Below are 12,281 nucleotides of genomic sequence, written 5' to 3'. Positions count from 1 at the left end.
CATCACAGCTCTTCGATGGCGATATGGTCGTTCGTGTGGACGCAGAGGGAGGCGGCGATCTTCATGGCCTCCTCGGTGATCGTTCGGGCATCCAGGTCGGTGAACTTCACCAGCGCCCGCGCCGCGGCGGCCGCGTAGGGCCCCCCCGACCCGATGGCCATGATCCCGTCATCGGGCTCGATGATGTCCCCGGTCCCCGAGACGAGGAGGGAATGCTCCTTATCCACGACGGCCAGGAGGGCCTCCAGGCGCCGTAACGCCCGGTCGGTCCGCCAGTCCTTGGCGAGCTCCACGGCCGCCCGGGGGAGGTTCCCCCGATACTCCTCCAGCTTCGCCTCGAACCTGGTGAAGAGCGCGAAGGCGTCCGCGGCCGCGCCGGCGAACCCCGCCAGGATCTGGTCGTGGTGCAGCCGGCGGACCTTCTTCGCCGTGTGCTTCATGATCGTGTCCCCGAAGGAGACCTGCCCGTCGCCGGCCAGGCAGACCTTCCCCCGGTGCCGGACCGAGAGGATGGTGGTACCGTGCCCGCGTGCTCGCTCTCCCTGCACGTTCGGTCTCCCCGTCACGCCTTCGGGTGGGCCCGATCGTACACCTCCATCAGGCGGTCCAGGTGGAGGTGGGTGTAGCGCTGCGTCGTGGAGAGCCGGGCGTGGCCCAGCATCTCCTGGATGGCCCGGAGGTCGGCCCCGGCGTCCAGCAGGTGCGTGGCGAAGGAGTGGCGGAGGCCGTGGGGGGTGATCCGGCCGTGGAGCCCCGCCCGTGCCAGCCCGGCGGCGAGGCGGCGGCCGACGCTCCGGGCCGTGAGCCTCCCCCCCGCCCGGTTCAGGAAGAGGGCCGCGGTCGGGTTGCCCCGTCGCGCCGCCAGCTCCCCCCGCCTCGCGAGGTAGGCCTGGAGCGCCCCCACGGCCTGGGTCCCGAGCGGGACGACGCGCTCCCGCCCTCCCTTCCCCAGCACCCGCACCAGGCCCTCCTCCAGGTCCACGTCCGAGAGATCGAGGCCCGTCAGCTCCCCCACCCGGAGGCCGGCGGCGTAGGCCACCTCGAAGAGGGCCCGGTCCCGGAGCGCGCCCGCCGTCCCCCCGGGGGGCCCAGCCAAGAGCTGCGCGGCCTCGTCCACGGTGAGGTACCGGGGCAGGCGCTCCGGCCCCCGGGGGCCTGGAACGACCCGCGCCGGGTTGGCCTTCAGGAGCTCCTGCCGGCACCAGAACTGGAAGAACCCCCGCACCGCCGCGAGCTTCCTGGCCACCGTCCTGCGGGCATCCCCCGCCTTCAGGCGCGCCGCGACGAAGGCCCGGACGGCCAGGGGGTCCACGGCCTCCAGCCGGACCGGGCCTCCGCCTCGCCCAACCCCCCCCTCCAGGAACGCAGCGAACTGGCGCAGATCCGTCGCGTAGGCCCGACGGGTGTGGGGGGAAGCAGCCCCCGCCTCCAGGCCCTGCAGGTACGCCCCGATCCGCTCCCGCACGGCGCTCTCCCTCCTCCGGGCCTAAATGGCGAAGAGGGGGCGGCACGCGCCATCCCCCTCGGCGCACACAATACGCGGAGTCCCAGGACTCGTCAACCCAAGAATTGCCGCCAGGCCTCAAGGGCCGCCAGGGCGCGCTCGACCAGCGCCTCCGCCCGGGTCCGGCGATCGCGGATGGGGCGGGCAAGCGGCGGCAAGAGGCCGAAGTTCACATTCATGGGGGCGAAGTCTGGCCGGGCCACCTCCGTCACGTAGCGGAGGATGGCGCCGAGGAGAGTCTCGGGGGGCGGGACGACAGGGGGCGCGCCCTGGAGGAGCCGGGCGGCGTTCAGGCCGGCCAGGAGGCCGGCCCCCACCGACTCGGTGTACCCCTCCACCCCGATGAGCTGGCCGGCGAAGAGGAGGCTGCTGTCCCCGCGGAACTGGAGGGTTGGCGTGAGGAGCAACGGGCTGGCGATGTAGGTGTTCCGGTGGACGCTCCCGTAGCGCAGGAACTCGGCCTGGGCGAGGCCCGGGATCATCCGGAAGACCCGCTGCTGGTCGCCCCGCCGCATCCGCGTCTGGAACCCCACCAGGCCGTACATCGCGCGGGCGGCGTCCTCCGGGCGGAGCTGCACCACGGCGTGCGGGCGCTTGCCGGTCCGGGGGTCGGCGAGGCCGACCGGCTTCATGGGGCCGAAGCAGAGGGCGTCCTTGCCCCGGCGGGCCAACTCCTCGATGGGGAGGCAGCCCTCGAAGAAGGGGGTCTCCTCGAAGGGGTGCAGAGGGTAGAGCTCCGCCGCCCGGAGGGACTCCCAGAAGGCGGTGTACTCCTCCTCGTTCAGGGGGCAGTTCAGGTAATCGTCCCCCCCCTTCCCGTACCGGGAGGCGGCAAAGGCCACCGTCCGATCCACGGTCTCGGCCGCCACGATCGGCGAGATGGTATCGTAGAAGAAGAGGCGGGCCCGGGGGGCGGCGGCGGGAGTGAGGCCGGGGCGCGCCTCCTGCTCCCCCAGAAAGCGGGCGAAGAGGGCACAGAGGTCTTCCGCCAGCGCCTCGGAGGTGAGGGGGCCGGTGGCCACGATGCAGGGCCGGTCGGCTGGGAGGGCCTTCACCTCATCGCGGACGATGGTGATGCGGGGGTGTCCGGCCAGGCGGTCCGTCACCTCGGCGGCGAAGGCCTCCCGCTCCACGGCCAGCGCGGTGCCGGCCGGGACGGCATGCCGCTTCCCCACCTCCAGGATGAGGGAGCGGAGCCGGCTCAGCTCAGCGTTCAACAAGCCGCTGGCGGTGCTCAGCTCCAGGGACTTGAGGGAGTTGCTGCAGACCAGCTCCGCCAGGTGGGAGGTCTTGTGCGCGGGGGTGGGAACGGCCGGCCGCATCTCGTAGAGATGCACCGTCGCGCCGGCCTCGGCGGCCTGCCAGGCCGCTTCGGCGCCGCTAAGGCCGCCCCCGATGATCGTCACGGAGGACATGAGAGTCGTCAGGAGGCAGGGGCCGCCGCCGGCTCCGGCGCGCCGGGGGCCTTGCTGAAGTCACACCCCTCGGCCGCGCACCGGAGCGTCACCTCACCCCCCCGCTTCCGCTTCTCCACCAGGAACTTGGCGCCACACTGGGGGCAAGGCTCGGGGATGGGCCGGTCCCACAGGGCATAGGTGCAGGTCGGGTAGGCGCTGCAGCCGTAGAACGGCCTCCCCCGCTTGGTCCGCCTCTGGGCGAGCGGCGCCCCGCACTGGGGACAGTCCACGCCGATGGGAAGCGACTTGATGGCCTTGCACTTCGGGTAGGTGGAGCAGGAGAGGAAGCGGCCGTACCGGCCGGTCCGGATGACCATGGGGGCGCCGCATTTCTCGCAAATCTCGTTCGTCGGCTCCGGGGGGGGCGCGGCAGCCCGCTTCCCCCCGTCGACCCGGACCACCGTCCGGCACTCCGGGTAGCCGGAGCAGGCGAGGAAAGGACCGTACCGGCCCTTCTTCAGGACCATAGGCCGGCCGCACTTCTCGCAGACCTGCGGCGCCCCCTCGGGGAGCGCGGCCTCCGCGGGCGCCCCGTTCCCGCCCTCCCGCGGCAGCTCCCGAGTGGCCTTGCACGTGGGATAGGTGGAGCAGGCCAGGAACTTCCCGAACCGCCCCCACTTGATGACCATGGGGGCGCCGCACTTCTCGCACCGCTCGTCGGTCTCCTGCTCCATAGCCTTGATGTTGGCCATGGAGGCCTTGGCCTCCTTCAGCCACTTGGCGAAGAAGTGGTAGAAGCGGTGCAGCTCTTCCAGCCACTCCGCCTTTCCCTCCTCGATCTCGTCCAACCGGCTCTCCATGAGCGCGGTGAACTCGTAATCCATGATCCGGGGAAACGACTTGACGAGGAGGTCCACCACGATCTCTCCGAGCTCCGTGGGAACGAACTTCCCCTTCTCCTTCACCGCGTAGTCCCGAGTCTGGATAGTGGAGAGGATGGCGGCGTAGGTGCTGGGCCGGCCGATGCCCCGCTCCTCCAGCTCCTTGACCAGGGTCGCCTCGGTATAGCGGGGCGGGGGCTGGGTGAAGTGCTGCTCCGGGTGAAGGCCCCGCAGGGCCAGATCCTCCCCCTCCCGCATCGGGGGGAGGGTGAGCTCCGCCGCCTCCCCGTTGCCCTCCTCCTCCTCGGTCTCGTGGGGGGGACGCTTCGCGACCTCGTCGGTCCCCTCCACGTACACCTGCATGAACCCCGGAAACCGCATCACCCGCCCGGTGGCCCGCAGGAGGTACCGTCCCGCTGCGATGTCGGCCGTGGTGACGTCGAAAAGCGCCGGCGGCATCTGGGAGGCGACGAACCGGTTCCAGATGAGGGTGTACAGGGCCAGCTGATCCCGGCCGAGGTAGGGCCGGACCGCCCCCGGCTCCCGCATGACCGCGGTGGGGCGGATGGCCTCGTGGGCCTCCTGGGCGCCGCGGGCGCTCTTGTAGACCGGAGGGGTCTCCGGGAGGAAGGCCCCCCCGAACTTCTCGGCGATGTAGGCCCGGACCTCCGCCACCGCCTCGGCGGCCACGCGCGTGGAGTCGGTCCGCATGTAGGTGATCAGGCCGATGGCCCCCTCGTCCCCCAGCTCGATCCCCTCGTACAACTGCTGGGCCACCTGCATGGTCTTCCGGGCCGCAAAGCCCAGCTTCCGGGCCGCCTCCTGCTGCAGCTTGCTGGTGATGAAGGGGGGAACGGGGTGGCGCTTCCGCTCCTTGGTGGCGAGGTGGGCCACCCGAAAGGTCTCGCGCTCCAACTCCGCCACGGCAGCGGACGCCGCGGCCTGATCCGGGAGGCGGATCTTCTCCCCATCAACCTTGATCAGCCGTGCCGTGAACTCCGGGGGGTGTCCCGCGGCGAACCGCGCGTCCACCGTCCAGTACTCGGTGGGGACGAAGGCCCGGATCTCCTTCTCCCGGTCCACGACGAGGCGGAGGGCCACCGACTGGACCCGGCCGGCCGAGATCCCCCGCCGCACCTTCTCCCACAGGAGGGGGCTGATCTTGTAGCCCACGAGGCGGTCCAGGATCCGGCGGGCTTGCTGGGCCTCCACCTTCCGGGGGTCAATCTTCCCGGGGGTGGCGAAGGCCTGCTGCACGGCGCGCTTGGTGATCTCGTTGAAGAGGACCCGGTGCACCGGCCGGCGCGCCCCCTTCAGTTCCTGGGCCAGGTGCCAGCCGATCGCCTCCCCCTCCCGGTCTGGATCGGTCGCCAGGAAGACGGCTGCGGAGGCCTTGGCCGCCTTCTTCAACTCGGCCACCACCTTCTCCCGGCCCTTGATGATCTCGTACTGGGGCTTGAAATTGTGCTCCACGTCCACCGCCAGCCCCTTGACCGGCAGGTCGCGGACGTGCCCCATCGAGGCCTTGACCAGGTAGTTCCGCCCCAGGAACTTGTTGATGGTCTTGGCCTTCGCCGGGGACTCCACGATGACCAGCGACTTGGGCACGGTGCGTTACGCTCCTCTCGGGTTTTTTCGTCCGAGTACTATACGAGTACTATATTAGATGATGCCGCAGGCGATCGGGGCGCGACCGGGCGTCCCATCCAAAGACTGTATTATAGCCGACCGCCCGCCCTGATATAGGTCTGGCCCGGCAGCTGTCGGGCAAAACCCGCCATTTCCAGGGCTAACAGACCCGCCGCCACACGCCCGGCGGGGAGCGCCGTGCGGGTGGCCAGGGCGTCGATGTGGGCCGGCTCGGAGGCGAGCACCCCCCAGATCAGCCGCGCCTCCTCCGGGAGGCCCTCCGGGAGGGTAACGGGCGCGGCGGCCGCTGGCCTCACCCAGCCCGGGATCAGCTCCTCCAACACGTCAGCCCAGTCCTCCGTCAACTTCGCCCCCGCCTTGATGAGCCGGTTGGTTCCAACGGAGGTCCCGGCGGTCACGGGGCCCGGGACCGCGAACACCTCGCGATCTTGCTCCAGAGCACAGCGGGCCGTGACGAGGGCCCCGCTCCGCTCCGCCGCCTCCACCACGACCACGCCCCGGCAAAGCCCGCTGATGATCCGGTTGCGCCGGGGAAAGTTCACCGGCAGCGGGCGGGTCCCCAGCGGGAACTCGCTGAGGAGCGCCCCCCGGCGGACTACCCGCTCGGCGAGGCCGCCCGACCCGGCGGGATAGGTCACGTCGAGGCCGCACCCGAGGACCCCCACCGTGATCCCTCCCCCCTCGAGAGCCCCGCGATGCGCCGCCGCGTCGATCCCCCGGGCGAACCCGCTCACCACCGCCAGGCCGGCCCGGGCCAGATCGCCGGCCAGCCCCTCCGCCACCATCCGGCCATAGGAGGTGGCCTCGCGGGCTCCCACCACCGCCACCGCCATCACCCCGGGAGGAGGCAGGTTCCCCCGCACGAACAAGGCCGGAGGGGGATCCGGGATCTGGCGGAGGAGGGGCGGGTAGGCCGAGTCGGCGAGGGTGAGGGCGGATCCTCCGAGGGCGCTCAGGCGGCGCAGCTCGTGTCCGACCTCCTGTGCGAGCGCCGGATCGCGGAGGCGCTCGGCCACCTCCCGGGTTACCCCGGGGATGGCGGTCAGTGCTCCGGGCGATTCCGCCCGGAGGGCCCGGGCGTCCCCGAAGCGGGCCAGGAGGGCCGCGACCGCAGCCGGCGGCAGACCCGGGAGGAGCGCGAGGGCAACCAGGGCTTCCGGCTCCTCCACGCCCGCTCCTCCCGCCGCCGCGGCGGCCCTGCTCCTTATGGCATCTTCGCCGCCAGCCGGATCCGGTCCCCAACCCGGAGGTCGAGGTCGCTCCGGAGGACCCGCGCCGTCGCAGTCCGCTCCGTCACCCGGACCACCACCAGCTCCCCCCGCAGGGTGGGGCTGAGGCGGATCATCCCCCAGGCGCGGGGATCGGCCGCGAGCCCGGTCTCCCGGTGGACCGAGAAGACGTCACCCGGGACGATCCCGGCCCTGAGGCCGAGATCGATATACACGATGTGGAGCTCCCCCACCGAGACGCGATCCAGGTCAGTGTGGACGATCATCCCATCCGCGCTGACGCTGGTGGGAATCGCCGCGCCCAGGGCCGGGATCTCGGTGTCCTGGTAGCGCAGGAGTATATCGCCCGCGGTCATGTCCTCGCATCCGTAGATGACCTTCGCGCGGACGGATCGCTCCTGGATCTCCGTCACCTGGACGAGGCCCCGGCTCCGGATGAGGCGGCCCAGGGTTCTGCCGCTCTGCGGATGGCTGACCGGGGCTTCCTGGCGGACGACCTGGAAGACCTCCCCCACTTGCGCGGAGGTGCCAGGACGCAGGGTCAGGAAGACCGTGTCGTGGGGCCCGATGGTCTCGCTGTCCCGGAGCGGCCGGAGGATGTTCCCCACGCCCAGCGGGCCTCCCTCGTGGACGAAACCCAGGCAGAAGTACTGCCCGCGGGTGACGACCAGAATGGGAGCGGGCAGGGGCACGATCACGGTGGGGACACCCCCCGGCTCCTTGGGCGGCTCCGCCGGCGCGCCCGGCGCGCCCGGCGCGCCCGGGACGGCCGCGACCGGCTCGGATGGGGTCGCCAGGGGAGCACCTCCCGGTGCGGGGAAGGCGACGCCCGGCGCTCCCGGCAGGGCCATCGCCTCAGGCGGGGCGGGGGCCAGGCCCGGGATCATCAGGGGGTCTCCCGGATAGATCCGGTTTGGGTTGATGACGAACTTGTTCCGTTCCCAGATCCTGGGCCAGAGGAACGGGTTCTGCAGGAACTGGCCGGAGAGGAACCAGAGGTTGTCCCCGGGGCGGACGACGTAGACGCCCGCCGCCACCTCGGGCCCCGCCGGCGGCGGGGAGGCCGGCGTCTGCTGCCCCCGGGTCTCCGGGCCGACCAGGGTGAGGGTCAGGAGAGCGAGGAGCCCCCCCGCCACCCGCATGGCCATCCTCATCGCGATGCTCCTCCTCCCCGCCACCGCGCCTGCCCCACCCCTATGAGCGGCGGCCGGTGGCCCCCGACGTGCTTTCCGGCCGGGCGAAGGCCCGATCCACGACCTCGCAGAGGGCGTGGCCGATGGTGATGTGAACCTCCTGGATCCGCGCCGCAGAGCGGGATGGGACGACCAGCGCCAGGTCCACCAGGGCGGCCAGGCGGCCGCCATCCCCTCCCGTGAGCCCGATCGTCTTCAGGCCGCGGGCCCGGGCAGCCTCCACGCCGCGCAGGACGTTCCGCGAGGTCCCGGAGGTGCTGAGGGCGATGGCGAGGTCCCCCGGCTTCCCGAGGGCCTCCACCTGCCGCGCGAAGATCTCTCCGAAATCCCAGTCGTTGGCGATGGCGGTCAGGGCCGAGGTATCGGTGGTGAGGGCGAGGGCCGCGAGCGGGGCCCGCTCCAGCCGGAACCGGCCTACGAACTCCGCCGCGAGGTGTTGGGCGTCGGCGGCGCTCCCCCCGTTCCCGAAAAAGAGGAGCCTCCCCCCGCGCCGCAGCGTCTCCACCGCCATCCCGGCCGCCTCCACCACCCGTGACAACGCCTCCGCCACGAAGGCGCGCTTCACCGCCGCGCTCTCGTCGAAGCACGCGGCGATGATGATCGCCTCCTCGCCCACCGTTCCTCCCATCCCCCGCCCCGCGCGCTACGCCTCCCGGAAAACGACCTTCCGCACCTCCACCCGGCCGAGACCGCTCTGCACCCGTCCCCCCGCTGCCACCAGGGCCTCCGCGTCCACGAGAAGCGAGGCCACGAAGACGGTGGGATCCTCCGACCCGTCGCCCTCAGCCTCCAGGGGTTCCTCCCAGAGCACCTGCTCTTCTGGAAAAAGGCTGTCGCTTCCCTCGTCCCGGAACTGCGACCGGTAGTACTTGATGGCTGCCATGCCCCTCGGTGGTTCCTCCAGCGCGTGCGGCTGCAGGCCGCCCCCGCGCGCCGCTCCGCGCTGGAGCGGGCCCGGGTTTTGTGCGCCACTATACACGCGGGCAGAGTCAAGTCAAGCGCAAAGCCCGGGAATTGCGGAGATGTCCGCGCTCCACGTCTCCGCGCCGCGTCTCGGGCTCCCGGTCATGCGGTCCCTCGCGCCTCGACTTCCCACCGCATGGCCTCCAGCTCGTCCCGGACCTGCGCGAGCAAAGACTCCGCCTGCGGATCCGAGCCGCCGCGCCCGTGGAGGTACCGCCGGAGGGTTTCCGTCCCCTTTGCGGCGTGCTCCCGCCGCGCCTCGAGACGTGTCCGGCGCTCCTCCAGGCTTGCCCCGAGCTCGTTCACGCAGGTCTCCAACTCCCGGAACCGGTCCGCCCGCCGGAGCCGCATGCGCAGGCCGAACTCCCCGCGCGCGTACGCCCGCAGCGTCTCCTGCAGGCGGAAGAGCGGCCCGGCTGTCCGGTGGGCCCCCAGAACCGCATGGATCCCCACGAGGAGAGCAATGATGAGGATGCTCGGCCAGACCCGCCCGTGCAGCCGCAGGATCTGCTGCGCCAGCTCGAGCTGCTCCGGGAAGTCCACGGCGGCACCGAACTCCCACTCGAGGGGGAGGAAGATGAGGAAACCGAGGAGCATCGAGTAGGCGAGGATATAGACGATGGCGGTCAGGGCGCTCGCCAGCTGATACGTGGGATGGATGAGGAGGTTTCTCCGCCGGAACCACCCCCGCGTGGCCATCCTGGAGCTCCTCGATACTGCACCACCGACCGTGGAGGGGGCACTGCGACTCGCCCTGACGGAGCCGAGCAATTCGCATGCCAGGGCAATAATATCAAGGGGTTCAGCGGTCAGGCTCAGGCGGGGCGGCGCCGGCGACGATCCGCGGCCAGGCGCCACTCGTAGACGATGGGGCTGGCCACGAACCAGGAGGAATAGGTCCCCACGATGATCCCGAGGAAGAGGGAGAGGGCGAAATCGCGGAGGACCTCCCCCCCGACGAGGAGCAGGGCCAGCACGGCCAGCAGGGTGGTGACCGCGGTCATCAGGGTGCGCGCGAGCACCTGATTGATGCTGGCATTCATCGTCTCGGCCAGCGTCTCCCGGCGCCGGGCCCGGAGGTTCTCCCGGATGCGGTCGAAGATGACGACGGTGTCGGTCAGGGAGTAGCCGGCCAGGGTGAGGAGCGCGGTGACGACGAGGAGGGTGATCTCGATGTCCAGGAGGAAGATGACCCCCAGGACCGCCAGGACATCGTGGAACGTCGCGACCGTGGCGGCAACGCCGAACCGGAGCTCGAAGCGCCAGGCGATGTAGGCCACGATCCCCACCAGCGAGAACAGGATGGCCCACAGGGCCGCCTTCTGCAGCTCCCGGCCGATCACCGGTCCGACTTCGCTCGAGGCCTCCACCTCCAGGGGGTTCTCGGGGAAGGCGGCCCGGAGGACCTCCTCCACCTGTCGGGCAGTCCCGGCGGGTGACTCCCCCTTCGCCTTGAGCCGGACCAGCACGCGGCGCCCCCCCACAAACTGCTGGAGGTCACTCTCCCCCGCGCCCGCCCCGGACAGGACCGCCCGGACCGCGCCCAGCTCCACCGGGTCCCGGAACCGGATCTGGACCGCGGTCCCCCCGGCGAAGTCGATTCCCAGATTGGCCGCGCCCCGCCAGATCTGGACGAGCGCGACGAGGCCGAGGAGCACCAGGCCCGCCGAGAGGAGGAAGGCCACCTTCCGCCAGCCGATGAAGTCAATCTTCGTATTGGTGAGGAGTTCCATCCCAAACCGGAATGCGCCCTAGGGCGACTCGAAGTAATCCGGACCAGTCCTGGTAGTCCGTTCTGCCGCGGGTCCTGTCGCCGGCCGGCCCCACTCGCGCCCGGGCTCCGTCACCCGCTCTGCCCCTTCCGCAATGCGGTGCATTGCGAAAGGAGGCCGAGGGGGTCCCACTCCGCCCGGGCGCTCGGGGGCAGCGCCCGGCGCCACCCGCGGCTCGCCTGGAATCCTAGCTGCAATTCGTTGGCCCGGCACTAAATGCTCAGGCGGCGTACGTGCCAACGTGCCGTCATCCAGTCGAAGACCACCTTGGTCCCCACGATGGCCGTGAACAGGTTGATGATCACCCCCAGGGTGAGGGTGACGGCGAACCCCTTGACCGGCCCCGACCCGAAGAGGAAGAGGGCAAACCCGGTGATGAGCGTGGTCACGTGGGAGTCGATGATGGCCACCCAGGCCTTCTCGTAGCCGGCGTCAATGCCGGCCCGGACCGTCTTCCCCAGGCGGAGCTCCTCGCGGATCCGCTCGAAGATGAGGACGTTGCTGTCCACGGCCATGCCGATGGTCAGCGCGATCCCGGCGATACCCGGCAGGGTGAGGGTGGCCCGGATCATGGCCAGGGCCCCGAGGAGCAGGAGGAGGTTGAGAAGGAGCGCCCCGACGGCGATGAGGCCCGCGCCCCGATAGTAGACCCCCATCAAGAGGATCACGAGGAGGCCCCCCAGCAGGCTGGCCCGCAGTCCGGCCGCGATCGAGTCCTCCCCGAGGGAGGGGCCCACGGTCAGGTTCGAGACGATATGCACGGGGGCAGGCAGCGCCCCGGCCCTGAGCACGATCGCCAGGTCCCGGGCCTCCTCCATCGTGAATCGCCCGGTGATCTGCGCCTGGCCCGCGGGGATCCGCTCGTTGATGCGGGGGGCGGAGTAGACGGTCCCGTCCAGGACGATGGCCAGCCGGCGCCCCACGTTCTTCTCGGTCACCTCCGCGAAGATCCGCGCCCCCTCCCGGTCGAACTCGATGCCCACGTACGGCTCGTTCGTCCTCTGGTCGATCCGGACCTCGGCCGAGGTGAGGGTGTCTCCGGTGAGGAGGGTGCGTTGCTCCAGGAGGTAGGGGATCCGGCGGACCACATTCCCCTTCTCGTCCAGGACCTTCTCGTAGAGGAGCTGGGAGCCCTCCGGGACCTTCCCGGCCAGCGCCTCCTCCGGGCTGTGCCGGTCGTCCACCAGCTTGAACTCCAGGAGGGCCGTCTGCCCGATCAGGTTGATGGCCCGCTGCGGGTCCTTGATCCCCGGGAGCTGGACCACGATCCGACTCCCTCCCTCCCGCTGGATGAGGGGCTCCGCCACCCCGAACTGGTCCACCCGGTTGCGGATCTTCTCCACGTTCTGGTCCACGGCCGCTTCGGCGATCCGGCTCGCCTCGGCGTCGCTCACGCGGAGCAGGAGCTCTCCGGCCTGCTCCCCGGCGGTCCGGGTCATCTCCCGGTAGGCGCCCAGGACCGTCTCGGCACGCTCCTGCTCCTTGGGGTCGGAGAAGCGAAGCCGCAGGGTCCGCCCTCCCGCGGGCTCCACCGTGACCCCCTTCAACCCCTCCCGTTCCAAGGCGCGCCGCAGCTCCGCCGCCCGCCGGAGAACGGTGTTCGCGACCGCCTGGGCCGCATCCACCTCCAGGACGAGGTGCATCCCGCCCTGGAGGTCGAGCCCCAGGTTGATCGGCTCGGGGGGGGGCGCG

Annotated in this window: 11 protein-coding genes; all 11 read right to left on the bottom strand. The window is 71.2% G+C overall.

Annotated elements, in window-relative coordinates; genetic code table 11:
- Window positions 1-2: 2 nt before the first annotated feature.
- Window positions 3-548, bottom strand: coding sequence for an ATP-dependent protease subunit HslV (hslV, locus tag VGT06_10780; protein HEV8663605.1), 546 nt, complete (start codon window positions 546-548; stop codon window positions 3-5).
- Window positions 549-562: 14 nt separating this feature from the next.
- Complete coding sequence (locus tag VGT06_10775) at window positions 563-1,465, bottom strand: tyrosine recombinase XerC (GenBank protein ID HEV8663604.1); 903 nt, start codon at window positions 1,463-1,465, stop codon at window positions 563-565.
- A 92-nt stretch (window positions 1,466-1,557) separates the two neighbouring features.
- Window positions 1,558-2,919 carry a methylenetetrahydrofolate--tRNA-(uracil(54)-C(5))-methyltransferase (FADH(2)-oxidizing) TrmFO gene (gene trmFO / locus VGT06_10770; GenBank protein HEV8663603.1) on the bottom strand — a complete coding sequence of 454 codons (1,362 nt, stop codon included), beginning with the start codon at window positions 2,917-2,919 and terminating at the stop codon, window positions 1,558-1,560.
- 8 nt (window positions 2,920-2,927) lie between these two features.
- Window positions 2,928-5,390, bottom strand: a complete 2,463-nt coding sequence (gene topA / locus VGT06_10765; GenBank protein ID HEV8663602.1) for a type I DNA topoisomerase — start codon at window positions 5,388-5,390, stop codon at window positions 2,928-2,930.
- A 110-nt stretch (window positions 5,391-5,500) separates the two neighbouring features.
- Window positions 5,501-6,601: a DNA-processing protein DprA gene (gene dprA / locus VGT06_10760; protein ID HEV8663601.1), complete on the bottom strand. Its 1,101-nt coding sequence runs from the start codon at window positions 6,599-6,601 to the stop codon at window positions 5,501-5,503.
- Window positions 6,602-6,636: 35 nt separating this feature from the next.
- Window positions 6,637-7,815 (bottom strand): LysM peptidoglycan-binding domain-containing protein, encoded by a 1,179-nt coding sequence (locus tag VGT06_10755; GenBank protein ID HEV8663600.1) that lies wholly within the window; start codon window positions 7,813-7,815, stop codon window positions 6,637-6,639.
- Window positions 7,816-7,855: 40 nt separating this feature from the next.
- Entirely contained in the window at window positions 7,856-8,470 is a 615-nt protein-coding gene (locus VGT06_10750; GenBank protein HEV8663599.1) for a D-sedoheptulose 7-phosphate isomerase, read from the bottom strand.
- A gap of 27 nt (window positions 8,471-8,497) precedes the next feature.
- On the bottom strand, window positions 8,498-8,737 hold the full coding sequence (locus VGT06_10745) for a hypothetical protein (GenBank protein HEV8663598.1): 240 nt from the start codon (window positions 8,735-8,737) through the stop codon (window positions 8,498-8,500).
- A 182-nt stretch (window positions 8,738-8,919) separates the two neighbouring features.
- Window positions 8,920-9,516 carry a methyl-accepting chemotaxis protein gene (locus VGT06_10740; protein ID HEV8663597.1) on the bottom strand — a complete coding sequence of 199 codons (597 nt, stop codon included), beginning with the start codon at window positions 9,514-9,516 and terminating at the stop codon, window positions 8,920-8,922.
- A 116-nt stretch (window positions 9,517-9,632) separates the two neighbouring features.
- Window positions 9,633-10,550 carry a protein translocase subunit SecF gene (secF, locus tag VGT06_10735; protein ID HEV8663596.1) on the bottom strand — a complete coding sequence of 306 codons (918 nt, stop codon included), beginning with the start codon at window positions 10,548-10,550 and terminating at the stop codon, window positions 9,633-9,635.
- Between the two features lie 251 nt (window positions 10,551-10,801).
- Window positions 10,802-12,281, bottom strand: a 1,480-nt coding sequence (gene secD, locus VGT06_10730; protein ID HEV8663595.1) for a protein translocase subunit SecD, incomplete at its 5' end; no start/stop codon positions are given.

Origin of the sequence: Candidatus Methylomirabilis sp. (genome assembly GCA_036000645.1) — a bacterium.
GTDB lineage: Bacteria > Methylomirabilota > Methylomirabilia > Methylomirabilales > JACPAU01 > JACPAU01.
Note: the sequence above shows the minus strand (reverse complement) of the source record. Positions and strands in the feature narration are given on the sequence as shown.